General features: G+C 41.1%; 20 protein-coding genes. 14 read left to right on the top strand and 6 right to left on the bottom strand.

Annotated elements, in window-relative coordinates:
- The first annotated feature begins 112 nt into the window (after window positions 1-112).
- From V7L05_RS15710 to V7L05_RS15675, 8 genes are all read left to right on the top strand, one after another.
- Entirely contained in the window at window positions 113-358 is a 246-nt protein-coding gene (locus V7L05_RS15710; RefSeq protein ID WP_335165287.1) for a hypothetical protein, read from the top strand.
- A 791-nt stretch (window positions 359-1149) separates the two neighbouring features.
- Window positions 1150-3294 (top strand): peptidase domain-containing ABC transporter, encoded by a 2145-nt coding sequence (locus tag V7L05_RS15705; RefSeq protein ID WP_335165285.1) that lies wholly within the window; start codon window positions 1150-1152, stop codon window positions 3292-3294.
- 1335 nt (window positions 3295-4629) lie between these two features.
- Window positions 4630-5502 carry an SDR family NAD(P)-dependent oxidoreductase gene (locus V7L05_RS15700; protein WP_335165284.1) on the top strand — a complete coding sequence of 291 codons (873 nt, stop codon included), beginning with the start codon at window positions 4630-4632 and terminating at the stop codon, window positions 5500-5502.
- 186 nt (window positions 5503-5688) lie between these two features.
- Window positions 5689-6435: a class I SAM-dependent DNA methyltransferase gene (locus V7L05_RS15695; protein WP_335165282.1), complete on the top strand. Its 747-nt coding sequence runs from the start codon at window positions 5689-5691 to the stop codon at window positions 6433-6435.
- 245 nt (window positions 6436-6680) lie between these two features.
- Window positions 6681-8180: a glycosyl hydrolase family 57 gene (locus tag V7L05_RS15690; RefSeq protein WP_335165281.1), complete on the top strand. Its 1500-nt coding sequence runs from the start codon at window positions 6681-6683 to the stop codon at window positions 8178-8180.
- A 120-nt stretch (window positions 8181-8300) separates the two neighbouring features.
- A complete protein-coding gene (locus tag V7L05_RS15685; RefSeq protein WP_335165279.1) occupies window positions 8301-8780 on the top strand; it encodes a hypothetical protein in 480 nt (159 codons plus the stop codon).
- A gap of 603 nt (window positions 8781-9383) precedes the next feature.
- Window positions 9384-10541: an FIST signal transduction protein gene (locus V7L05_RS15680; RefSeq protein WP_335165277.1), complete on the top strand. Its 1158-nt coding sequence runs from the start codon at window positions 9384-9386 to the stop codon at window positions 10539-10541.
- A gap of 7 nt (window positions 10542-10548) precedes the next feature.
- On the top strand, window positions 10549-11628 hold the full coding sequence (locus V7L05_RS15675; RefSeq protein ID WP_335165276.1) for a sensor histidine kinase: 1080 nt from the start codon (window positions 10549-10551) through the stop codon (window positions 11626-11628).
- Window positions 11629-11722: 94 nt separating this feature from the next.
- Here V7L05_RS15675 and V7L05_RS15670 read toward each other — a convergent pair whose 3' ends face one another.
- Window positions 11723-13081 carry a sensor histidine kinase gene (locus V7L05_RS15670; protein WP_335165274.1) on the bottom strand — a complete coding sequence of 453 codons (1359 nt, stop codon included), beginning with the start codon at window positions 13079-13081 and terminating at the stop codon, window positions 11723-11725.
- A 253-nt stretch (window positions 13082-13334) separates the two neighbouring features.
- Between V7L05_RS15670 and V7L05_RS15665 the strand changes: the two genes are divergently transcribed.
- Window positions 13335-14165, top strand: a complete 831-nt coding sequence (locus tag V7L05_RS15665; protein WP_335165273.1) for a Uma2 family endonuclease — start codon at window positions 13335-13337, stop codon at window positions 14163-14165.
- Window positions 14166-14266: 101 nt separating this feature from the next.
- Window positions 14267-15442, top strand: coding sequence for an S-layer homology domain-containing protein (locus V7L05_RS15660; RefSeq protein WP_335165271.1), 1176 nt, complete (start codon window positions 14267-14269; stop codon window positions 15440-15442).
- Between the two features lie 158 nt (window positions 15443-15600).
- On the opposite strand, the gene V7L05_RS15655 is transcribed toward V7L05_RS15660, so the two are convergent.
- The gene (locus V7L05_RS15655) at window positions 15601-16038 is read right to left on the bottom strand and encodes a CAAD domain-containing protein (RefSeq protein ID WP_335165269.1); all 438 of its coding nucleotides are present in this window, start codon (window positions 16036-16038) and stop codon (window positions 15601-15603) included.
- A gap of 973 nt (window positions 16039-17011) precedes the next feature.
- Here V7L05_RS15655 and V7L05_RS15650 point away from each other — a divergent pair.
- The gene (locus tag V7L05_RS15650) at window positions 17012-18736 is read left to right on the top strand and encodes a sensor histidine kinase (protein ID WP_335165291.1); all 1725 of its coding nucleotides are present in this window, start codon (window positions 17012-17014) and stop codon (window positions 18734-18736) included.
- 116 nt (window positions 18737-18852) lie between these two features.
- Here the strand turns inward: V7L05_RS15650 and V7L05_RS15645 are convergent, their stop codons facing one another.
- The 3 genes from V7L05_RS15645 to V7L05_RS15635 are packed head-to-tail and all read right to left on the bottom strand — an operon-like array spanning window position 18853 to window position 20866.
- Entirely contained in the window at window positions 18853-19554 is a 702-nt protein-coding gene (locus V7L05_RS15645; protein WP_335165289.1) for a carbonic anhydrase, read from the bottom strand.
- Between the two features lie 27 nt (window positions 19555-19581).
- Window positions 19582-19893 (bottom strand): P-II family nitrogen regulator, encoded by a 312-nt coding sequence (locus V7L05_RS15640; protein WP_335165268.1) that lies wholly within the window; start codon window positions 19891-19893, stop codon window positions 19582-19584.
- Window positions 19894-19897: 4 nt separating this feature from the next.
- Window positions 19898-20866: a sodium-dependent bicarbonate transport family permease gene (locus V7L05_RS15635; protein WP_335165267.1), complete on the bottom strand. Its 969-nt coding sequence runs from the start codon at window positions 20864-20866 to the stop codon at window positions 19898-19900.
- A 449-nt stretch (window positions 20867-21315) separates the two neighbouring features.
- Between V7L05_RS15635 and V7L05_RS15630 the strand changes: the two genes are divergently transcribed.
- Window positions 21316-21525: a hypothetical protein gene (locus V7L05_RS15630; RefSeq protein ID WP_335165265.1), complete on the top strand. Its 210-nt coding sequence runs from the start codon at window positions 21316-21318 to the stop codon at window positions 21523-21525.
- Window positions 21515-21841 carry an acyl carrier protein gene (locus V7L05_RS15625; RefSeq protein ID WP_335165264.1) on the top strand — a complete coding sequence of 109 codons (327 nt, stop codon included), beginning with the start codon at window positions 21515-21517 and terminating at the stop codon, window positions 21839-21841. The genes V7L05_RS15630 and V7L05_RS15625 overlap by 11 nt, the downstream gene beginning before the upstream one ends.
- Window positions 21842-21927: 86 nt before the next feature.
- On the opposite strand, the gene V7L05_RS15620 is transcribed toward V7L05_RS15625, so the two are convergent.
- The gene (locus V7L05_RS15620) at window positions 21928-22149 is read right to left on the bottom strand and encodes a hypothetical protein (RefSeq protein ID WP_335165263.1); all 222 of its coding nucleotides are present in this window, start codon (window positions 22147-22149) and stop codon (window positions 21928-21930) included.
- A gap of 144 nt (window positions 22150-22293) precedes the next feature.
- Between V7L05_RS15620 and pcrA the strand changes: the two genes are divergently transcribed.
- Entirely contained in the window at window positions 22294-24618 is a 2325-nt protein-coding gene (pcrA, locus tag V7L05_RS15615) for a DNA helicase PcrA (RefSeq protein WP_335165262.1), read from the top strand.
- Window positions 24619-24664 lie beyond the last annotated feature (46 nt).

The raw sequence follows: 24664 nt of genomic DNA, 5'->3' as shown, positions 1-24664 counted from the left end.
ACACTAACGGTTGAGGTTAAGTAAAAGAGAAAGAATAGAACGTAAAGACACGATTAACCGCGTCTTTAGTGAGTGAGATAAACCAACAATCAAGCAAGCGAGAACTAAGATTATGCAAAGCACATTGTTCACTACATTAACCGCTACCGAAGAAGCCAATTTGTCTGGTGGCAACTCCTGGAAGAAATGGGTGCCCGCTAAAAAACCTGCTAAACCCGCTACACCAGCTACACCCGCTACACCCGCTACACCTAGCATTACTGTGACTATTGCTCCGGTCACTCAAACCAACACTATTGCTAACACTGGTGATGTTAAGGGCAACCTCACGCAAGTTGGTGTGAACCAGAACGGTTGAGGTTGAGGTTAAGTAAAAGAGAAAGAATAAACGTAAAGACACAATTAACCGCGTCTTTACTGAGATAAAGTGTCTTAAACAAACTAACCTGCTCCAACAGGCTAGTTTATTTTCTGGCAAGACATTTGCTTTGTTGTTTATCGCAGTTATTCTAGCATTACGTTTATTCTTACCGCATACTTTTGTTGAACAAAGTTAACAATGTCTATCAACGGTTCCTAGTAGGTAACTGTTGATGGACTTACCTAATACTTTTGCTAAAGATACTGCTCATCTTGAGCAGTCGAGTAGGGAACTAAGCGCTGCTATTTAAAAAATCAACCAGATTCATCACAATATAGTAATTTGTGAACCATAACGAAACTCTTTTTACCTTACTTGCTCTGAACCAATAAGCAAGTATGTCTATTTGCTTACAGTAAACGAAGTAAACATACGAAAATTCCCGGTGTTTTCTCTGTCGATATACAAAATATAGATAGTCAAAGCAATTACAACTAGGAATTAGAACTAATAGAACTAAAGAATTTGTTGAGCTAGTAAAATAAGAGATTTATCTTACCTAGTAGAATATATAGGACTCCGATTTGATTTCTGAAAACATACTGAGACTGAAAAGCCTGTTTTATCAGAGTTTGATCTGAAATCTTGTTCAAAAATCAGATATGAGTCCTATATATATGATAATGATAGTAAAACTAAACTGCTGGTCAATTTTTTAACTACGCAGGGTTTTGTCCCTGCTATTTTTTTAAGTTTTTTCACGATGCTATTGGGTACTGGAGTGTGAAATGAAATACCAAGTTGTTGCACAACATAGTGAAGAAGATTGTGGAGCTGCTTGTCTTGCTTCCGTTGCCAAACATTATCGGCGTAATTTTACACTAAATCGCATTCGGGAAGCGGTAGGCACTGGGCAATTAGGAACAACATTGTTGGGATTGAGGCGGGGAGCCGAGTCACTTGGTTTCAATGCGCGTTCCGTCAGGGCATCAAAAGAAATATTAGACCGAATAAACCAAGCACCACTGCCAGCAATCATTCACTGGAAAGGCTACCACTGGGTTGTTTTGTATGGTCAGAAAGGTAAAAAATATGTAATTGCTGACCCAGCCTTTAACATTCGTTATGTCTCTAGAAAAGAATTAATGGAGGCTTGGTCAGATCAAGTCATGCTTTTACTCGAGCCAGATTCGGTTCGTTTTTATGCTCAACCGGATGATAAAGTTAACGGTCTTTGGCGCTTTGCGCGGCGTGCATTGCCTTATGGAGGCATAATATTCGAGGCTTTTCTCTGCGCTTTAGTTATTGGTCTGCTTTCGTTAACCTCTCCTTTCCTGCTTCAAATTCTAACGGATGATGTCCTAGTTCGAGGTGATACCCAGCTTCTTATTGGTGTGATTATTGCGGTTGTGGTGATGAATTTGGTGGCAAGTAGTCTGCAACTAGTTCAATCTAACCTGATTGCCAATTTTGCCCAACGGCTTGAGCTAGGGCTAGTTCTAGAATTTGCCAGGGCAATCTTGCAGCTGCCTCTGGCTTACTATGAATCACGTCGCAGTGGCGAGATTGTTAGCAGATTGCAAGATATTCAAGAAATTAATCAGCTAGTTGCTCAAGCAGTTATCAGTCTGCCTAGCAGCTTGTTTATCGGGCTGATTTCTTTGGGTTTCATGGTGTTCTATAGCTGGAAACTCACCCTTGTTGCCGTCGTTGTTGCTATTGTGATGAGTTTATCTACGGTGGTTTTCCTGCCGACACTTCAACAAAAAATCAGAAGTATGTTGGTCTTAGACGCGGAAAACCAGGGTGTTCTCGTTGAAAGCTTTAAAGGAGCGCTGACACTCAAAACTACTACTGCTGCTCCTCAATTTTGGGAAGAATTTCAGAACAGATTTGGTCGACTCTCAAACCAAACATTTCGCACAATTCAGATTGGAATTATTAACAGCACCTTTTCTGGGTTAGTTTATGCTATTGGCAGCGTTAGTTTGATTGGTTTCGGCAGCACCCTAGTTATTAGTAAAGAACTCAGCATCGGTCAACTGCTGGCATTTAACGGGATGAATGGGAATTTTTTGGGATTAATCGGTGCTGTGCTTGGATTTATAGATGAATTCATGCGTGCTAAAACTGCCACGGAACGCTTAACAGAAGTTATCGATTCCACACCTGAAAATCCAAGCGATAGTAACAAACCCTTTGCTAAAATTCTTAGTGATGATAATATTGTTTGCACAAAGCTAAACTTTCACTATGCTGGCAGGTTAGAGCTACTGGAAGATTTTTCCCTCACGATTCCTGGCGGTAAAGTTGTTGCCCTAATTGGTACATCCGGCTGTGGAAAAAGTTCTCTTGCTAAACTGATAGCCGGATTATATACACCTAATTCTGGCAATATTCGTTTTGGCATTTATAATATGCAAGACCTAGCTCTTGATTGTTTGCGGCAACAAGTTGCTCTGGTTCCTCAAGATGCTCATTTTTGGAGTCGCACAATTATTGAAAACTTCCGCTTAGGTTCTCCTCACCTCACCTTTGATCAAATTGTCAAGGCTTGCCAAATTGCTGAGGCAGATGATTTTATTAGTAAACTACCTGAAAAATATCAAACTGTATTAGGTGAATTTGGGTCAAATATTTCTGGTGGACAACGCCAAAGACTGGCTCTAGCAAGAGCTATTGTTAACGATCCACCAATCCTAATTTTAGATGAATCAACTGCTGGACTCGATCCAGTTAGTGAAGCTCAAGTTTTAGATCAACTGTTGTCCCACCGCAAAGGTAAAACCACGATCCTGATTAGCCACCGTCCTAGAGTAATTACCCGTGCTGATTGGATTGTGTTGCTTAATCAAGGTAAGTTACAAATTCAGGGGACTGTGGAAGATTTGCGTGCCCAACCAGGAAACCATTTAGATTTTTTAACTCCTTAATTAAGGGGCTAACTTTTCACGGGATCTGAAAAACCTCTCTCCTAAAAAGCTACGGTGTAGACACAAGTCTCTTTTGAGGTAATTTACGGCTTATCGAATAGCCCAAAGAAACCTCACCCTGGTTCTGCATAGCAGAACCTGTCCCTCTCCTTACTAAGGAGAGGGATGTCCGTCAGGACAGGGTGAGGTTTTTGTTCTGGATAATTCGATGACTTATGTGTACACTGTAGCATTTTAGGAGAGAGACTTTGAATTTGTCCCCTTCCCGATACGGGAAGAGGATTGGTGGGTTATACCGTTTTACTTTAATAATGATACAAATACGTTGGTAGGGGCACATCAATGCTCATGCGTGTCAACTTAAGTTGAAAGTTAGTCTAGAAAGTCAGAATTAAGGGGTAGGGCTATTTCTTTCTAGGCATAAACACATAGTTTGATTTATTCTTGCTCACTTACTTGCTCGTAGTTTTAGCTAGAGCAATCTTATTTGATTTATGAAGATTGAAAGCTTTAGATCCTTGATTTATTAGAGAAGTCGGGGATCTTATTGTTTGTGAATGATTTAAGTTTGCTATAGAACAGGCAAGTCTCAACTATTTCCTTGATGAACTCAAAGCTAAAGCTAAACAAGTTACTATTTTTCCTAAAGTTTTAGCAGATAAATATGCCGTCCTAATTTGGATTAAAGATAATAATTTAACTCTCTTCTATTATTTTAAAAAATATCAATCAGAAACCTTGATTTTAAATAAAGCAGTAAATATACTGCTGGATGTCTGCGAAATAGCTGAAAACCTAAGTGTTGCAACCATAAACCAAAACCTATATGTCTTTTTTGTTTCTTAGCTATGACTGAGAAATCACAATTTCCCAAAATAGGGGTTAATTGTCAGGAAATTGGGATATTTGTACTGAGGTATTAATAAAAACTTATTTAATAAAATTCTTTCCATATATATACTTGTCGTTAAGAACTATTAAGAAATCCTGATTAAAGAATATTGCAATAACTTGATTTAATTGCTAACGTGTGTATGACAACGATGCTGATGAGCGCTCGGATCTAGGAGAAATAAAATCTATGAGCTACGTGCATTCAGCCAAGTGTGTTAGGCTTTGACGGGTTAAAAAGGAGAAATTTCTGCCTCGTATAGACAATTATGAGCGATCGCAGATTAACCAAGAAATATTTCGTTGCTAAAGGCTTAGTTTCAGTTTGATTTCAATTGCAATTGATTATTTGTCTTACTTATGCCGATAAGCGAGTAGCTGTGATTGTGTCGGTCGGCAATAACGAAGAGTTTGGTAAGACTTAGATTTTGGAGGATAAAACCAATGGAGATTCAAGGTAAAGTAGCCCTAATTACAGGGGCTTCCCGTGGGATTGGACGAGCGATCGCCCTCGAACTAGCGCAACTAGGCATACAGAAGCTGATATTGGTAGCACGCGATCGCCAAAAGTTAGTTGAGGTAGCTAACGAAATCGAGGCGATGGGTACAGAAACTGCGATCGTGGCATTAGATTTAACGCAGACAATTGAAGTGAATATCGCTGTTGCCCAACTCTGGCGCAATTACGGACAGATTCATTTGCTGGTTAATTGTGCGGGAGTCGCATACCAAAGCTCGTTTTTGCAATCTAAAATGCCCCAAGTTCAAGAAGAACTCTCTGTGAACTTGTTCGGAATGTACAACCTCACTAGTCTGATTGCTCGCCGCATGGCCAGCCAAAGACAAGGAACAATTGTTAATGTATCGAGTCTGATGGGGAAAGTTGCTGCACCGACGATGGCGACTTACTCAGCTACCAAGTTTGCAATTTTGGGATTTACCCAAGCCTTGCGGCGTGAACTAGCTGACTATAATATCCGCGTGATCGCATTACTGCCATCCCTCACAGACACAGACATGATGCGCGACTTAAAATTATTTCGCTGGGTGATCCCCATGACTCCCCAGCAGGTGGCTAAAGCACTCGTCACCGGAATGCAAAATGATTCAGCAGAAATTTTAGTTGGATGGCAAAGTCATTTAGCCGTGTTGTGTCAACGCCTTGCCCCTTGGTTGCTAGAGCTAATTTTACGAATAGCAACTCCGCCAGCATCAACAAAACAACAGCCTCGTGAAAGACTGAACAAGCTGATCCCGAAACTGAGCTTTTTGACGAGAATCCATCGTTTCGGCGATTTGTTCTTGTCAAGAACATGATTTGTTGTGTATCTGCACATAAGTCCTAAATTTTTTGACGCGATCGCCTACCGTGCAGCAAAATTTCTACCATAGTTGCGATCGCGCCATGATCATGCATTTGCTTTCAGTAACTTCTTGTAATACTATCTTAGTCACTATTTAAAATCAGAGATTACTAAAAATAGTCTCGAAGTTAAGAAAATCATGATTCATCAAGAACATAATAAGTTAATGTATGACAAATATGGTGAGCAATATCATCTAAAGCGAAACAACAAAGAAAGTAGTCTTTGGAATGAATACCTAGATATTCCCGCAATGACAACGCTGATTGAGAAAAATGTTAATCAACGTGATGTGTTAGATTTGGGCTGTGGCTCTGGGAATTTTGCTGCAAAAGTAAAGTCTTGGGGAGGAAATGTTATTGGTCTGGATCAATCGATCACAATGATTGAGATAGCTCGCAGAGAACATCCAGAAATAGAATTTTATGTTGGTACGGCTGAAAAAATCCCATTTAATGATAAAAGTTTTGAGCTAATTTATAGCTGTTTAATGGTTCACTATATTAGAGAATTAAGTCCATTATTTGCTGAGGTTGCAAGAGTAATCCGTAGCTTGGGTAAATTTGTCTTCTCGTTTCATCATCCATTTGATGAAGTTACCCATCAAGTTTGGAATGGTAGTGGTTATGACGTGACCATGCATCCATATTTTCACAACAATGAATATAGATGGAATATGTTTGATGAAATGGAATTAGTAAGTTATCACCATACTTTTGAAACAATAGTCAATTCTTTAAATGATAATTGCTTCGTAGTTGAACGCCTAATTGAACCTACCCCAAATGATTCAATAAGGAATAAATATCCCAGGTTTTATGAAAAGACTTCTAATTATCCATCATTTTGTGCCATAAGTGCAATCTATCTACCTAAAGTGAAATGAAGCCAAGCTTTACTTGGTGCATCCGCAGAGCGTAAACAAACTTTATCAAAAAATAGAACACAAAGATGCGAATATCTGGGTAGATTGCACCGATAATTATTAGACTTGCCTGAGTTCGCAGTTACTGAAAATCACCGAATTAAAAATGTTATGGCTCAGGGGATTTATTGTATCTATACTGAGTCAGGTGCTATTAGATACTCAGGCAAATTTGATAAATACAACTTATTTCGGAGCAACTAGAAATGCTTTCTTTCCCCACAACTCTCACTCCTCTGCCCGAAATCATTGATGGCTTACCAAATATTTCTGGTTGGGAAACAGAGGTTCTCTCTGTAGTTAACCACGATCAACCAGTATTTTTACCAACAACGAATATCCGCTTAGAAGACGTAAATGCTGTGTTTGCGATCGCCTTACATATGCACCAGCCAACTATACCTGCTGGAAATGGTGGTACACTGATCAGCAATCTGCAATATATGTTTGAACATCCAAATGTTGGGGATAACCACAATGCAGATGCTTTTGCTTATTGTTACAGCCGCATGGGAGACTTGATCCCCGAACTTGTAAATCAAGGTTGCAATCCCCGTGTGATGTTGGATTACTCAGGTAATCTTTTGTGGGGACTGCGGCAAATGGGACGCAGTGATGTTCTCGATAATCTTAAACGGATCACTTGCGACCCAACTTATCAACCTTATGTAGAATGGCTGGGTACAATGTGGAGCCATGCAGTTATTCCTTCCACACCCATAGCAGATATTAAATTGCAGATCATCGCATGGCAACATCACTTTGCAGCAATTTTTGGCTGGGAAGCACTAGCGCGAGTCAAAGGATTTTCGCCCCCAGAAATGCACCTCCCAAATCACCCTGATGCTCTCTTTGAATTTGTGAAAGCGCTGAAAGAATGTGGATATCGCTGGCTACTCGTTCAAGAACATTCTGTAGAAACAATTAACGGTCAATCTCTTACTCATAAACATTTACCACATCGTCTGATTGCCCGCAATTCCCAAGGTGAAACAATTAGCATTACAGCCTTAATTAAAACCCAAGGTTCGGATACTAAATTAGTCGCACAAATGCAGCCTTACTATGAAGCTAAAACTTTATCTAAACAACAAATCGGCAGTGTATTTGTGCCACCAATAGTTAGCCAAATTGGTGATGGTGAAAATGGCGGTGTGATGATGAATGAATTTCCTAGCGCTTTTAAACAAGCTTGGTGGGATATGGTGAATAACGGGGGAGGAAAATCAGGTATTGTGGGGATGTGTGGTACAGAATATTTAGAATTAATCGAAGCTGCTGGATGCAAACCTGAAGATTATCCAACTTGTCAGCCAGTGGGACAACATCAGATTTGGGAGCGAATTTCAGCAGACAATAGCCAACCGGAAGCTGTAGAGAATGCGATTCAAGAATTAAAGCAAATCAACTCTAATTTTCACATGGATGGAGCCTCGTGGACAAATCATATCAGTTGGGTGAAAGGATATGAAAATGTGTTGTCTCCTATGTATCAATTAAGCAGTTTATTTCATCAAAAGGTTGATACATTACAGCAAATTGACTCAGCAGAACCTGTTACCAGACAATCTGATTATCGTAACGTTCTTCTACATAACCTTTTGCTGCAAACCAGTTGTTTTCGTTATTGGGGACAAGGTGCTTGGACTGACTATGCACGGGACATTTACCAACGTGGCGAAAGTTTACTACAAACGATACTTTAATAATAAAGAATTCAGTGAGGGAATGAAACAGCCCTGCTTTTTTAAAGGTGGGGCTGGGGGTATATTCTGGGGTAAAATATCACTAAATCAAGTATATTGGTTTCTAAATAGGCACTATAAATGAAAAATCTTTATGAGATTTTAGAAATGATTAGACCAAGACCACAAATGTTTTTAGGACAGCGTTCTTTAACTGCGTTAGACGGCTTTATTGGTGGCTATTCTTTTGCTCTGGGGGAAAATGGGATCTTTTATGGAGAAGAGACACCTCCTTTTACACAGTTCCACGACTGGGTAGCTCGATATTATAAATGGTATGAATCAACAGCAGGATGGAAAAATATCATTCTCCGAGAAGTTGGAGACGAAGCAAAGGCATGTGATGTATTCTTTGAACTTCTTGAATTATTTAAGCAACGGTTTCTTGTAGTCAAGTATCGTGTTTTGTTAAATCCAAACCATAAATCTACCGGAGCTATATATCGACGTATATGTATAGATGGGATATACAAAGACTTAGATCCACCTAAAGAAATTAGAATTGTGCAATATACAACAGATTCTGGCTTTTACCGTTTCGATATATCACAAGCCGGATAAATTTCAGAAATAGGCTATTTTGAAACAGAAAAGTTAGCTATGGAAGAAGTTAATAGAGAGTTTCAAGTTTCTTTGGATGAGTGGGAAACCTCAAATACTATCTAAGTCTCTTAAACTTATAAAAAAATAATTTTAACACTATCTCATGCTGATTTAAAAATCAGTCAGGACTTACGCAAATAATAGCCGAAAAGAATGATTTTCTTCTTAGGGCAATTCATGTAGACGCATTCGCAAAGCATCTCCAAGAGTTGCGGCTTCCCGCAGGGTACATTTGTGTCAACTTAGAGCCTTCGGCACGCTGACGCGTAGCTTGCTTCTCCGTAGGAGTACGCGGCTACACAGGCAAAGTCCGCGAAGGCGGACTAAGGTAAAATTAAAGGTTTGAAAACCACCTCCGTGGGTTTTGTTTGTGTTGATTTTGGAGAAAATGCTCCCAAAGTTTTTCATGCAGTTTTTGTATCGTCAGATCAGGCGGAAAATAAAAAGTCGGGTGAATTGAGATTTGGTTCAACTAAGTGGGAAGACTAAATTGTAGGTTGCTAGGTGCTGCCTTCGGAATTGGATTAGCACGCTGCTATTTAAACTTACAATGAGGTAGTTATGTTTCGAGTTGTTGTTGGTCATAGTGACGATCCTGATTCTGAAAGTGCGATCGCTGAAGTTCTGCAAGAATGTAGTCGTTCCCTAGCAGGGTCAATTCCTCAAGCTGGAATTTTATTCACTGCTATAGACTTTGACCATGCGTTAATTTTGCAGCATATTCAGGATGCTTTCCCCGGAATTGAGTTGATTGGTGGAACTACAAATGGAGAAATCTCCTCAGTTCTGGAGTTTCAGCAAGATTCTCTAACCTTAATGCTGTTTGCTACCGATGAAGTGGAAATTTGGGCAGGTATTGGACGAGAAGCATCTAAAAATCCACATCTTGCAGCCCAACAAGCAATTGAACAAGCAAAAGCAAAAAGTGCATCTCTGCCACAATTATGTCTTACCTTCCCCGAAAGTCTGACTAGTAACGGGGTGTTGATATTACAAGGTTTAAAACAAAGCCTGGGAGAGGATATTCCGATCATTGGGGGAATCACTGCCGATGACTATACCTTTGAGAAGACCTATCAATTTTTCCAGGGTGAAGTATTAAGTGATTCAGTGCCAGTGCTGCTATTTTTTGGAAAACTACTATTTGGGCACGGAGTTGCCAGTGGTTGGACTCCTGTCAGCCAACGTAGCCGTATAACTAAAGTGGATGGCAATGTAGTCTATGAAATTGATGGACAGCGTGCCTTAGATTTCTATCAACACTATCTTGGTGAAGAAGGATTTGCAGCCAACTTTGCGATTCACGCCCTAGCAGTTTTTGATGATCAAGACCATTTCTATATGAGAGCGCCTAAAGGTTATGATCAACAGTCTGGTAGTATGACATTCTTTTCAGATATTCCTGAACAGGCAATTGTGCAAATTACCGATGCTACTCGTGAAAATATATTATCAGCTTGTGAGACATCCCTGAAAAATGCGATCGCCCATTATCCCGGTGTAGAGCCAACAGCAGCATTGCTTATTTCCTGTGGAGCCCGCAGGCGAATTCTGGGAACTCAGACTATAAAAGAGTATCAGCTAATCAAAAAGCACTTACCAGAAGCATTGCCCTGCTGTGGTTTCTACGCTTACGGTGAAATTGCTCCTTTGGTGGACAAAGGTCAAACGCAATTTCACAACAAAACCTTTGTCACACTGCTAATGGGAACAAAATGAGTAATGTATGGATAACCAAGACAATTCCATACAGATTCAAGAGTTAGAAAAGACCACCCGCATCTTGCGGAAAAAGCACGAACGTTGCGAAACTGAGCGTCGTCACCTAGAATCTCAAATTGCCACAAAGGAATTTTTACTTAAGAAGATCATTTGTGAGTTAGAAGAGTCTCAGACAGACTTGCAGCGAAGAAGCCAAGAGTTAGAAAATACGCTAAATACTTTGCATACGATGCAAGCTCAAATGATTCAAAGTGAAAAGATGTCTGCTTTGGGTCAAATGGTAGCTGGCATTGCTCACGAAATCAACAATCCCGTTAGCTTTATTTATGGAAATCTCAGCTATATCAGCCAATACACCCATGACTTACTACGACTGGTACAGCTTTATCATTGTTACTTCCCCAACCCACCTGCTGAAATTCAAACGGAACGCAAAACCATCGATTTAGAGTTTTTGGAAAAAGACGCGATCATGGTATTGAACTCAATGAATATAGGGACGGAGCGTATTCGGGATATTGTGCTTTCACTGCGTAACTTCTCCCGCCTAGATGAAAGTGAGTTCAAAGCCGTGGATGTTCATGAAGGCATCGACAATACTTTGATGATTTTACAGCACCGCTTCAAAGCCACTGATAAAAGTCCAGAAATTCAGATCATCAGAGACTACGGCAATTTATCCAATGTAGAATGCTATGCCGGACAGCTCAACCAAGTATTTATGAACATTTTAGTAAATGCGCTCGATGCGCTCGAAGAATTCAATACCAAACGAACTTATCAAGAAATCCAGCTTAATCCCAGTCGGATCACGATTCATACTTCTATCGTTGATTTGCAATGGGTGAAAATTGCGATCGCAGACAATGGATATGGAATTCCCGAATCGATTCAAAAACAGATTTTCAATCCCTTCTTTACAACAAAACCTGTCGGTAAGGGAACAGGAATGGGAATGGCTATCAGCTATCAAATCATCACCGAAAAACATGGCGGTAAGTTAGAATTTTTCTCGACACCTGGAAAAGGAACGGAGTTTGTGGTTCAAATTCCTATCCAGCAGCAAGTTTTGTCAGAAATTTAAATAATTCGTAATTCGTAATTCGTAATTTAGAGGATGTTTGAAAAGTATTGGGCGAATAATAAATTAGACTTTTCAAACATCCTCTTATAATCAATCAAACTAAAGGCAATAATATTTCAAATTCAGTGCCTATACCAATTTGTGAATGAAAACTCAATTTTCCGCCATGTCTCGCGGTGATAATTCGATAACTTACTGCTAAACTAGTATTTTTACCAGTCTTTTTTTCCAGAGAAAAAGACTCTATAATCTGCTGTTGCAATTCTTGAGACATTCCAGAACCATTGTCAGCAATCCGAATTAAAACCCAGCGAGAATCTGGTGCATCGGGGTTGCTTGCTTCTTGTGAAATAACTTCTGTAGTAATCTCAATTCGGGGTTTTTGAACAGTCTTTGTATCTTCCAGATGCAACTGCTGTCGGACGCCTTCATTGAGTAAAGTATCCACAATTTCGCTGAAAATATTCATCAAAACCTGATTTAACTGCCCCATAAAGCAATACACTGGCGGTAATTGACCGTAGTATTTGACGATTTCAATTTCTCCTTGAAGACGACTATTAATTAATAAGATAATACTATCTATACAGGCGTGTAAATCTACCGGCTTGGGATAAAGTTCATCGATATGACAGAAGTTTTGTAAGCTGGTGACAAGTTTTTTTAATCTTTCTGCTCCAGTGCGGATACTAGCAAGCGATCGCGACAAATCTTGTTCTAAAAAATCAAATTCAATATCTTCTTTAATCTGATTAATTGCCTGGGACGCTGATGGTAATTCTTTGTCGTAAGCCGCTATCAGCTTGAGTAAATCTTGGCTGTAGGTTGAAACATAAATTATATTACCCCAAATAAAACCCACTGGGTCTAAAATTTCGTGCGCTACGCCGTCTACCAAACGCCCCAGATTTGCCATTTTATCATTTTGAATCATTTGGGCTTGGCTGCGTTCATACCGCACCAAATTGTCGATTCCTCGAATTTGCCAAGAAATAATATTCAACTCTTGGACATCTAACAATCTATAAGCACCAGATTGTGTTTGTACTACAATTGGCTCTGCTAATAATTCTGGCGATCGCTTTAAGCTAAGTTGCATCGCAGTTAAAATCGATGTTGTATCAGCAAGCAGCAACATCGGTATCCGTGCATAGCTGTAGAGAACGGTTAATGGTTGCTGAACAAATAACTCTTGTCCATAGGGGCGAATCAAAAATTCCAGCAGTCGCCGCCGCGAAATCATCCCAATGAACTTTCCCTGTTCTACCAAAATTACTCCTGGTAGCAGGGGGTATTTTTCCAAAAAATGAGCGACTTCCATCCCAGTGCGGTTGATTTCCACTGGGAAATTATACATGGGTAGTTCTTGGAGGGTTGACTCTAAACCGAGATCGCGATCGCTACCCTCAGACAAAAATGGCGGTGAGATTTGGTAACTGAATTCTTCTGACACTAGGCACCCTGATTTTTACAAAGATTAGGTAAACGATAAGTTAATATTTTACATTTTGTCACCCTCTAAATTCGCCTTCGGTTTAGGTATCTAGCACGACTAGCCCTTTCAAGGTGAAAATTCGTTTTAATATCTTCCACTAGGCGACTGGAAGCAACTGGTATGCGATTTCTCATCTGGATGGAGAATATAAAGAAGTGCGATCGCAAGCTACACTAAAAACAACCTTTACAAAGAGTGCAAAGGTAGCGTTATGACTTCTACAACCAATCCACCCACCGCCCTCACTCCTTTCCCCGATCATACCCAGCTTCCAGACTCTGATGGTACGTTTGTAAGCCAGTCGCTTGCGGGGGTTCCCCCCGTTGTGCGAACTGGCACGAAAAACTGGCAAGAGCATCCCCAAAGCATCTTACTGACTGACTCGATTACACCCGTTCTCAAGCAATTAAATCCTGAAGGTGAATATTGTATTGGCCAGGATTTAGGCATTTACTGGCGCTTGACCGATCCCCCTGAAAAAGGCGCAGAAGCACCGGATTGGTTTTATGTACCGAATGTACCATTTTTGCTGAATGGGCAAACGCGACGTTCTTATGTATTGTGGCAAGAGTCTATTGCCCCGTTGATTGTCTTAGAATTTGTCTCTGGCAATGGTGCAGAGGAACGAGATAAAACTCCTTGGAAGGGTAAATTTTGGGTTTATGAGCAGGTGATTCGTCCTCCTTTCTATGGCATTTATGAAGTGAGTAAAGCCAGTATAGAAGTTTATCATCTGATTGAAGGACAGTATCAGGTGTTACCAGCAAATGAACGTGGGCATTATCCTATAGTTTCTTTGGGTGTTGAATTAGGCTTATGGCTAGGAGTTTATCAGAATGTGGAATTACCCTGGCTGCGTTGGTGGGATTTACAAGGTAATTTGTTGTTGAGTGGCGATGAAAGAGCAGAACAGGAACGCGAAAGAGCAGAACAGGAAAGTCAAAGGGCAGAACAGGAACGCGAAAGGGCAGAACAAGAACTTCAAAGAGCCGATCGCCTAACTGCCCAATTGCGATCGCTCGGCATTGAACCAGAAGCCTAATAGGTTTACTATGAATTACGAATTACGAATTACGAATTACGAATTAAATTTGTAGCTTAATTTGTTTAGATACAAAATTTACTGCTATCAGGGTAATCACGATGACAAATAGACCTCCTTCCGAACCGGAGTCATCCCAAAAAACTGCCCTTGGCTTTGATGAATTTATAGCCATTCTGGTTGCCTTCACCACTATCGGAGCGATTCTTTTTTGGTCATTGTCCCGCAGGGATTCTAGCTGGAACTTAAACGCGCTGCTGTCGCCTTCTTCCACTCCGTCTGGTAGTGTTCAACCAAATCAAGTATTGCCCTCCCCTACTCCCAAGGTAGAACCAAATGCAGTCCCTAGATTCAGCGTTTTGCCATCATCTTTGCCTGCGGCTGTTTTTGAACCCAAGACGCCTTCATTGCCGACTAACAGCGCAACTCCTGACCGCGCAGTGTTACCATCTGCTCAGGTAATCCCAACTCAATCTCCACAACCACAGACACCTGTATCCTCTTCAACAGGACTTGAGTCATCAATTACATCATCAGCATTGCCTTTAGTAACTCCGGCAAAACCAAAATCAATCATTCCACCACCAATTGCATTTAACGATGTGCCCAATAATTTTTGGGGTCGGCGTTTTATAGACGTTCTTTCTTCCCGTGGTATTCTCAAGGGGTTTCCTGATTATTCTTTTAGACCAAATCAGGCTGTAAACCGCGCCGAATTTGCTGCCATACTCCAAAAAGCCTTTGACCAAGAACCGTCTAAGACTGCGATCGCATTTCAAGATGTATCAGCAAAATTCTGGGCAACTCCAGCAATTGACGAAGCCATCAGTACCGGATTTCTCAAAGGCTACCCGAAAAAAACCTTCAAACCACAACAAAATATTTCGCGAGTGCAAGTTTTAGTTGCTCTTGTCAGTGGGTTGAATTTGAAAGCGCCCACTTCCCCAAATCAGATTTTAAGTGTCTATAAAGATGCTAAAGATATTCCAACCTATGCTACTAAGAAAATAGCCACTGCTACAGCCAATGGTCTGGTAGTTAACTATCCAAATCCACAAATTCTTGATCCCAACAAAGTAGCTAGTCGGGCTGAAGTGGCGGCGATGATTCATCAAGCTTTAGTAAAACGTGGCAAGTTGAAGGCAATTCGATCTCAAAGTATACTGCTGCATCTACGCCCAACCCAGGCATCGCCCAAAATATCTTCAGAACCTTGGCAGACTCCAAAACCGAACCCAAAGGGGAAATTGTCCGACAGAGGTTCGTCTCAACAATAATTCGTAATTCGTAATTCGTAATTAAATTAAGGATAAATTTTGAGAGAAGTCTGATCGCCGACTTTCGGCGATCAGACTTCGGTAATTTAGAATTAGAGCGTACTCCTACACAGGAGCAAGCTAGCAAGAGCGTCTGGTAGAGAAGCGATAATTAGATATTAAGCTTCTGGAATTTCTTTACCGACAACTTGTGATTTAAGAACGGTGATTTCACCAGTTAACTCTTTCCTGGTTGAGGCTTTGAGTAAATAGCGGTAAACAAACCAAGCAGAGTAACCAATACCGATCAACTCAAAAGTAGGTGCTACCAAGGGGATATCATTCAAAGCATCTAATATTGCCAAGAGTACTTTAACCCCAACAATCGCCCCGACAATTAAACCAACTGTTACCAGGGGTTGCTTATATTGATTAAAGAAGCTTCCCAGATATTCTGGCAATGTTGCTAAAAAGGTAGAAACTTGCTCCCCGTATTTTAGCCATTCGTCTTGAGACTGCGCGGGAGGCTGAAGTTTGGTGATGCTTCCCGTTTGGTTGTTGATCTCTGCCACTGTAGTCTCTTTGGATGCGGTTTCGGTAAATTCTTGTTCTGGCATTTTCACTCCCATAAATTTGACAGTTGAGTTTTTCTAATCTGGATAATTACAACCAAAAGGCTGTTGATTAGGTAATGCACAAGTGCATCAGTACAATTGGGTAAAGGGTACAAGAGGGTTTTAGTATCCTATAACCATAATCGCCACCTAATACCTACTGCATCAACTACAAGGTAGACAGTCAGTAGGAGGATATAACTCAGAAGGCAGCAGGATGTATTATAATCAACCTTCTGAGTTCTATTTTTTGGAATCAACTGGAATCCTCAGGTTGTGATTATCCCATTCCGTGTCATTTGCTCATAATCGTACTAAATCTAAGTACAAATCATGCAAAAATCAGTCTACCTCTCATTTATATAAGCCTAGAAGCCGATTTTATCTGATATTAAAGCTATCTTAAGCCGCGTTCGTCAATTAACGCATTCGTATTGATATTAATACGTAATAAAACTTTTTGTGTATTCAGATAGACTAGACTTTTAAGCTATTTTATGATAAGCGTACCTGTGGGACTGCGAAGACGAGGGGGATGAGGGAGATGAGGGAGATGAGGGAGAAATAATCAATGCCCAATGTCAAAGCTTTTGTTTTTTTCCTGATTGTATTAATTTTATAAGGAAGCAGTAAGGTAGAGTAGTGGCATACCTGATGGCAAGAACTCATTGCTATCAACTGTATATTCAGGAAAGTGTTGTGGTAAGGAGAAGACGGCCTTAGACAGGTCTTTAGTGCAGGAAATTATTCCTTGCTGCTGAAAAAAGTGAATTCTATTCACTGTCAGTAAGTGTACTTAGCAGCATTGCTATCTAAATCACTTATACTAGATTATAAGATTATACTAATTATCTAGTGAGCAATGATTTGCTCTTACTATAAAAGAAGATAATCTAGATGTTAATCATCAATTGAAGTGTTTGCACAAGCTAGACTGATTTGGTGATTTTTGCGGGAAGGCAAGGAGGTTTGAGAAATCCGAACTCAAAAGCCAACCCCGATCGACAAAAGTTCAGAAAGCAAAAAAGTGTCAGCCGAAGAGCCATCGACAGACGAACTCCCAACCATAGAATTCCCCTCACGAGGGAAACTCAAAGCTAGTTCTTGGCGCATCCATCAAAAAATTGGCTATGGGTACTTTGTAGCTATCGGAATTGGCTTTTTTGGCTCACTGACTGGGTTAGTGATCGCCAGCTACTACCGGGGAAGGGAAGTCAGGCAATTCAATCAAGCCTATGAACAAGGGCAACTACTGAGTAATTATAAAGATGCAGTAATCGGGGCGCAATTACATAGCTCTAACTTAGTTGCGGTATTAGAAAATTCCCAACAGCTACAAAGCAAAAAAGCTGATTTTCTGAAAAATGTTGAAAAAGCTCAAGAATTAGAGTCAAAAATTGCTGGATTTATCGATAGTAAACCTAAAAGACTAGCAGCAACAAGTTCGACTTTACAGACCTTATTGCTGGATTATAAGAATAATTTAAAAGCTTACGTTGACCAAATCGAGGTCGTCTTACAGAAAATTGACTCCCAACAAGTGCAGCCTCAGCAAATTTCTTCTGCCCGATCGCAGTTATTGACAATTATGCGTGGTGAAACAGCCGTGCGGCTAGAGCAGCTTTCGCAAAACTTGACTAACATCCTGCAAACTGCTGAAGATCAAGAGCAAGAAAAGCAAAAAGCCGTTGAGCAGGCAAAAGTAGTTGAGCGATTGATTGTGATGATCAGTATGCTGGTTTCGGTGGCGATCGCAGCCATTGTAGCTTGGCGTACCAGTCGTGCGATCGCTGAACCAGTGATCATTGTCACCCAAGTAGCTGAACAAGTTGCCAGAAAATCTAATTTCGATTTGCGAGCGCCCGTCACCACTGAAGATGAAATTGGCCTACTCGCCAAATCTCTAAATCATCTAATTGAGCGAGTATCTGAGCGAACAAAAGAACTACAACAAGCTAAAGAATTAGCCGAAGCTGCTAGCAAGGCAAAAAGCATATTTCTGGCAAATGTCAGCCACGAATTACGCACACCGTTGAATGCTGTGATTGGCTTGAGCCAACTTTTAGAAGACGACGCTACCGATCTGGGTTTATCGGGAGACTTTATTACAGATTTAGAGACAATTAACTCTGCTGGTAAGCATCTACTGCACTTGATTAACGAAATCCTCGACTTGTCAAAAATTGAAGCGGGGAAAATGACCCTCTATCCAGAGATATTTGAGATTGCGACGCTGATTCATAACGTCGTCCTCACAGTCAAACCAGCTATAGAAAAAAATGCCAATGTTTTAGAAGTGGATTTTGATCAGCAGCTTGGCACCATGTACGCCGATCAGACTAGGATGCGGCAGGTATTATTAAACTTACTCAGCAACGCCAGTAAATTTACTACAAACGGTAAGGTGACGCTGACAGTCAACCTGGAAAAGGATGAATTCCGACCAGAGGCACCTTTGGGTATGATTACTTTTACCGTTAGCGACACAGGTATAGGTATGTCTAACCGTCAACAGCAGCAGTTATTTCAACCTTTTACACAAGGAGATACCTCCACTACGAAAAAGTATGGAGGTACAGGACTGGGGTTGGCAATTAGTCGCCACTTTTGCGAGATGATGGGTGGTGAGATTATTGTCAAAAGTCAGCCGGGAGTCGGCTCTATTTTCACTATTCGTTTGCCAATGACTGTGCAAGATTGAATGGGTCATGGGGCATTGGGCATTGGGCATTGGGCATTGGTTACTAATTCTCCTCTCTCACTCCCTTATCTCTCTCATCCCCCTCATCCCCCCTCATCTAGCAATTCTTTGCCGAACTAAGTAATAATATTCACCCTCCCTGTATCCAAATCGTAACGACCCCCGACAATTTTCAATTTACCCGATCGCACCTGCTCAGTTAAAAGCTTTGAGTGCTTCAACCGTTCAATTTGATATTGCACATTTGCAACTACAGCATTTTCAACCGCATCACCCGGCTGATTCTTGACCTTTTTCAGGGCTGGCTTAATTGCCTTAACAAAAGTACTAATATCACCGAGTAACGATTCATTTTGGACAGCTGCGGTTACAGCCCCACAACGCTCATGACCCATCACCATCAGCAGTGGAGAACCTAACAAGACAACCGCATATTCAATACTGCCGATCGCTTCATGGGTGGCAATATTTCCGGCAATCCGAACATCAAAGATGTCCCCAATGCCTTGATCAAAAACAATTTCTGCGGGTACTCGTGAATCCGCACAACTGAGAATAGTTGCAAATGGATGTTGAGCTTGAGCAACTTCCTGCAACCGCAGCGCAGTTTGATCGGGGTATTGGGGTTGATGAGCAACAAATCGCTGATTCCCCTCCATCAGCTTTTGCAACGCTGCATCGGGATTGAGGGATTCAGGGGAGTTTGAGGGTATTTCGGCAGCTTTAGCCTGTTTAACCTGCCAGAGTAGATCGCTGGCAGTTAGCATCATCCCAAATGCCCCGGTCATTCCTAACTTCAAAAAGTCACGACGTTCCATGAAATGCTTCATTAAATTTACAATTTTTTACAGAGACGCGACACATCTGACAGAGCGAATTTCCATCACATCGGAAACGTAGCAACTACCTCCGAACTTATTCAGGAGTGGTCTGATATTTTCGACAACACGCTTGAGTTGTTCTGGCATACAAAACGCGAGGACATAAACATTATCAAGCATGGTCATGTCTAAATCTTCTGTCGTTCCTCGTAATCCTTTACCAACAACATTTCTAATTACGGCATGGCTATGTACACCAGACTTGTCTAAACTATCTAAAATTTTGGCAAGCTCAAAGGAGTTGGCGATAATTTCTATCTTTTTAACTACGTGCATATTATTACCTCCAAAATAGGTTAATTCCGTAGAGATATAACGGAATTCCCACAATAATATTGAACGGGAATGTCACTGCTAGAGCGGTAGAAACATACAGGCTGGGATTTGCTTCGGGAACAGTCATCCGCATCGCAGCTGGGACAGCAATGTAAGAAGCACTAGCACACAATACAGCGAATAACAGCGAATTTCCTTGAGGCATACCGATGAATTTGGCAATCACCAACCCAATGCCTGCATTGAGTATTGGAATTAGTATCGCAAATAAAATCAGGAAAACTCCGGTTTTTTGCAAGTCTTTAATTCTTCTAGCAGCGACTAGTCCCATATCCAGCAAAAAGAAGGTGAGAATGCCATAAAACAACCCTTGAGCAAAGGGTTCTAATACGTGCCAACCACGTTGTCCTGTCAAGACGCCGATTAAGAGGCTACCGACTAGTAGAAAAACTGAACTATTAAGAAATGCTTCTTGCAAAACTTCCGACCAAGCAAACTCTCGCTTCTCATTAATTGTGAATATACTCACCAAGATCAGACCAACAATGATCGCTGGAGATTCCATCAGTGCAAGAGCTGCTACCATGTAGCCATCATACTGAATCCCAAGCTCACTCAGAAAAGCGCCAGCAGTGATGAAAGTAACGGCACTGATAGAACCGTAGGTTGCTGCGATCGCCGCAGCATCGTAAGTATCCAATTTCAACTTCAGGATAAAAAAGGTGTAAATTGGAACAAAACAAGCCATCAACATTGCTGCCAGGAGCGTGAGAATTACTTCCTGATTCAGTCCGCTTTTGATTAGTTCTACCCCTCCTTTAAAACCAATGGCAAACAGCAGATACAACGAAAGGAGTTTGGGTACTGGTGGGGGAATTTCCAGATCAGACTTGACAAAAACGGCAGTCATGCCTAAAAAGAAAAACAGGATTGGCGGATTCAAAATGTTGGATACAATTAAGCTAAAATCCATATCCACCCCTCTTTATACTGGTGAAACCTGCAATTAAAGAAATTTTTCATCTTTAAAAATTTAACGGTTCAATGATGATGTATCGTGTATTGCTACCCAATGTCAATTGGGTACTCAAGGAGTGAATAGTCCGATTGGTGACTATACTCTCAGTTAGGTATTACAGCGTTTTTCAAGCAAATAAACCACGGGCTAGGGAACATTGCTGTATCCCTACGAAAATTTGTGGTTCAATTAACTGAAAATAGCTGTAAGCTCTGTTGACAACAGAACAAGTGAGAGTTTGCCCACCATGTTTTGATGTTTGATTCCCCGTCGCTGATTTTACGACACAACGCGCAGGAATAACTAGCGGCTAACTTTTCTACGTAGAAAAGTTAACGTATTGTCGGGACATGAGCCGGAGCAGCCGAGTGCAAAACGGAGCTAGAACAGTTTAAACTGATAAAATGCTGGAAGACCCGGAAAAACCAAAGGAAATCTGGACTGATTATGTTTGGGCTGACACTGAAGCAGAAGCTATGCAAAAATGTCAAATAAAAGCACAAGAAGCGACTGTGGAAGGGAAAGCACTCGTGAAGTTAATTGGTCAACCCAAGAAAGTAGGTAAAGGAAAACGTTACGAATGCCAATTTGAGGGAGAGATTTATGACGCTTGAGCTTCCAGTCATTCCGAAACCTGGAGAAGTATTTTTAGCAGTAGAACTGACTGCTGTGCAAAATATGACTCTTGCACAAACCCTGAAGTTATTGGAAGATATGGGCTACAACCCGTCTTTGCGATATCGGCAATCCCCAGATGGTAGGGTTTGTGTTTATGCTCTGCTCAGACATGATTTTGTCAATCCAGAAATCTTGCAAAATTCTGATTATCTTGGAGAACAACTAGATGCCTTAGCTGAGGTAATTGAACCTGTCGATGCTATTACATCACCTCGTGGCATTAGTAGCGCCAAAATACGTGCTGTTGTATAGAAGACATCTGTGATGATTGTAGAGACGTAGCACTACTACTTATCTACAAGGGTTTCAGGCAACGAATAATTAATTTTTGGAGATGTCTAATGGTGATGCTGGTGTGCTAAATCGCCTATATCTGTATCAACTGCACAGTTTTTAATCAACTGCCTCAGTTTATCCCAATCTGAGTCTTCTGGCGTTGCTGGCCCAGGTATGCGGTTTTCTTCGACAAACACGATTATAACTGACTGCCCCTCATGCCCTTCAATTGGTTCGTTAGGATGAACCACACCGTTTTGGAATGTGCCTTTGACTGACAGCATAGGTTTTTCTTGCTTCTACATAAATCATGATAGAGTACCATTCTGGTTAAGAATATTGCTACACAATCTTTATTGACCAAGTTTCGTTAAGATGTTGTAACCTGGGCAATAGCGACTCTCTCAGGCGATCGCTTTTTCACATCCATGACTACAACCCTCGACTTTCTCAGTCACCTTAACCCTAGCCAACGTCAAGCTGTCGAACATTACTGCGGCCCGTTGCTAGTTGTTGCTGGCGCAGGTTCCGGTAAAACACGAGCGCTGACTTATCGCATTGCAAATCTGATTCTGAAACACCGCGTTAATCCAGAAAACATCCTGGCGGTTACTTTTACCAACAAAGCCGCGCGGGAAATGAAAGAACGGATTCAACGGCTGTTTGCGGAACAACTGGCTATAAAACAACATGGTCAGAAGTGGGATTTGTTGACAGAATATCAACAAATGCAATTGCGATCGCAAGTTTACAAAAATACGATCAAAGACTTATGGTGTGGCACTTTCCACAGTCTATTTTCTCGCATTCTCCGTTTTGATATTGAAAAATACGTAGACGAAAAAGGACGCCGTTGGAATCGAAATTTTTCTATCTTTGATGAATCAGATGTTATAACTCTAATCAAAGAAATCGTTAATAAACAGCTAAATTTAGACGATAAGAAGTTTGACGCTCGCTCTGTCCGCTATGCTATTAGTAATGCTAAAAACCAAGGTTTATCACCTCAAGAATTTGAGCAAGAACAACCCAATTATCGCGGACGAATAATTGCTCAAGTCTACAATTTATATCAAGATAAGTTAGCACAAAACAACGCTCTCGACTTTGATGATCTAATTCTTGTACCTACTAGATTATTTCAACAAAATGAGCAAGTATTGGGTTACTGGCATCGCAAGTTTCACCATATCCTTGTTGATGAATATCAGGATACTAACCGCACTCAGTATCAACTTATTCATTTATTGGTTACTAATGGCGAAACCAGAAAGAGCGAATGGCAATGGCAAAATCGCTCAGTTTTTGTTGTCGGCGATGCAGATCAATCCATTTACAGTTTTCGGATGGCAGATTTCACCATCTTGCTGGGATTTCAGGAAGACTTTGGTGATGGTTTGGTAGATGATGACACCCGGACGATGGTTAAGCTAGAAGAAAACTATCGTTCTTGTGAAAATATTCTGCAAGCGGCTAATGAACTGATTGAAAATAACACCCAACGGATTGATAAAGTCCTCAAACCGACGCGGGGTCCGGGTGAGCAGATTACTTGTCACAAAGCCGATGAAGAACTTGCAGAAGCGGCATTTGTAATTAATCAGATTCGCACTTTAGAAAACCAAAATCCAGAGTTGAACTGGGGTAGTTTTGCCATACTTTATCGCACAAACGCCCAATCTCGCCCCTTTGAAGAATTGTTGGTGAAATATCAAATTCCTTACACAGTTGTGGGAGGAATGAAGTTTTACGATCGCAAAGAAATTAAAGATGTCGTCGCATATTTAAGAGCGATCGCTAACCCAGCTGATACAGTCAGTTTATTGCGAGTCATCAATACTCCTCGGCGGGGAATTGGCAAAACCACTATTGACACTTTGGTGAATGCTTCCCAGCAATTAGGGACAACTTTGTGGGAAATACTCAGTGATGAGACATCAGTTAATACACTAGCTGGACGGGCGACAAAAGCTGTAAATAGCTTTGCCGAAATGATTAGCCGTTGGCAAAAACAAATCGCTACAGTTCCCGTAACTGAGGTTTTGCAAGGAATAATAGAAGACTCTGGTTACGTTCAAGACTTGATGAATCAAGGCACAGATGAAGCCACAGATCGGGTACAAAACGTCCAGGAACTTTACAACGCCGCACTGCAATTTCAAGAAGAAAACGAAGAGGTTTCCCTCCGAGATTTTCTAAGTAGCGCCGCCCTCAGTTCCGATTTGGATAACTTAAAAGAAGGACAGACAGCCGTTTCTTTGATGACTTTGCACGCTTCCAAAGGTTTGGAATTTCCCGTAGTGTTTTTGGTGGGATTAGAACAAGGGCTATTTCCCGGCTATCGTTCGCTGAGTGATCCCGCATCTTTGGAAGAAGAACGCCGCTTGTGTTATGTGGGGATTACTCGCGCCCAAGAAAGGTTATTTTTATCACACGCACGGGAACGTCGTTTGTATGGTTCTCGTGAAGCCGCCATGCGATCGCAATTTCTCGACGAATTACCAGATGAATTAATAAATACTCAACGCCTGAGTCGTCAAACTTATACTAAAAGTGCCTCTACTTCTAGTGGGAAACAAGACACAAAGCACAATTGGCAAGTAGGCGATCGAGTATTACATAAAACTTTCGGACTTGGTGAAATCACTCATGTTTTCGGAACGGGTAGTAAAATGTCTGTGGCAATTAAATTTGCCAGTTTGGGGCAAAAAATTGTTGACCCAAGAGTAGCGCAGTTGCAACGAGTAGAGTGATACAGCCACAAATCCCCGACTTCTTAAAGAAGTCGGGGATTTTGTT

Origin of the sequence: Nostoc sp. (assembly GCF_036917755.1) — a bacterium.
Lineage (GTDB): Bacteria > Cyanobacteriota > Cyanobacteriia > Cyanobacteriales > Nostocaceae > Nostoc.
This window is presented reverse-complemented; position numbering and strand designations above follow the sequence as displayed.

Bases quoted from the DNA above. Each gene is read 5' to 3' on its own strand.
- V7L05_RS15630 (WP_335165265.1), top strand. From the start codon at position 21,316: ATGCTGGAAGACCCGGAAAAACCAAAGGAAATCTGGACTGATTATGTT.
- V7L05_RS15710 (WP_335165287.1), top strand. From the start codon at position 113: ATGCAAAGCACATTGTTCACTACATTAACCGCTACCGAAGAAGCCAAT.
- pcrA (WP_335165262.1), top strand. From the start codon at position 22,294: ATGACTACAACCCTCGACTTTCTCAGTCACCTTAACCCTAGCCAACGT.
- V7L05_RS15635 (WP_335165267.1), bottom strand. From the start codon at position 20,866: ATGGATTTTAGCTTAATTGTATCCAACATTTTGAATCCGCCAATCCTG.
- V7L05_RS15620 (WP_335165263.1), bottom strand. From the start codon at position 22,149: ATGCTGTCAGTCAAAGGCACATTCCAAAACGGTGTGGTTCATCCTAAC.
- V7L05_RS15690 (WP_335165281.1), top strand. From the start codon at position 6,681: ATGCTTTCTTTCCCCACAACTCTCACTCCTCTGCCCGAAATCATTGAT.
- V7L05_RS15625 (WP_335165264.1), top strand. From the start codon at position 21,515: ATGACGCTTGAGCTTCCAGTCATTCCGAAACCTGGAGAAGTATTTTTA.
- V7L05_RS15645 (WP_335165289.1), bottom strand. From the start codon at position 19,554: ATGGAACGTCGTGACTTTTTGAAGTTAGGAATGACCGGGGCATTTGGG.
- V7L05_RS15705 (WP_335165285.1), top strand. From the start codon at position 1,150: ATGAAATACCAAGTTGTTGCACAACATAGTGAAGAAGATTGTGGAGCT.
- V7L05_RS15675 (WP_335165276.1), top strand. From the start codon at position 10,549: ATGGATAACCAAGACAATTCCATACAGATTCAAGAGTTAGAAAAGACC.
- V7L05_RS15640 (WP_335165268.1), bottom strand. From the start codon at position 19,893: ATGCACGTAGTTAAAAAGATAGAAATTATCGCCAACTCCTTTGAGCTT.
- V7L05_RS15655 (WP_335165269.1), bottom strand. From the start codon at position 16,038: ATGCCAGAACAAGAATTTACCGAAACCGCATCCAAAGAGACTACAGTG.
- V7L05_RS15685 (WP_335165279.1), top strand. From the start codon at position 8,301: ATGAAAAATCTTTATGAGATTTTAGAAATGATTAGACCAAGACCACAA.
- V7L05_RS15660 (WP_335165271.1), top strand. From the start codon at position 14,267: ATGACAAATAGACCTCCTTCCGAACCGGAGTCATCCCAAAAAACTGCC.
- V7L05_RS15695 (WP_335165282.1), top strand. From the start codon at position 5,689: ATGATTCATCAAGAACATAATAAGTTAATGTATGACAAATATGGTGAG.
- V7L05_RS15665 (WP_335165273.1), top strand. From the start codon at position 13,335: ATGACTTCTACAACCAATCCACCCACCGCCCTCACTCCTTTCCCCGAT.
- V7L05_RS15700 (WP_335165284.1), top strand. From the start codon at position 4,630: ATGGAGATTCAAGGTAAAGTAGCCCTAATTACAGGGGCTTCCCGTGGG.
- V7L05_RS15680 (WP_335165277.1), top strand. From the start codon at position 9,384: ATGTTTCGAGTTGTTGTTGGTCATAGTGACGATCCTGATTCTGAAAGT.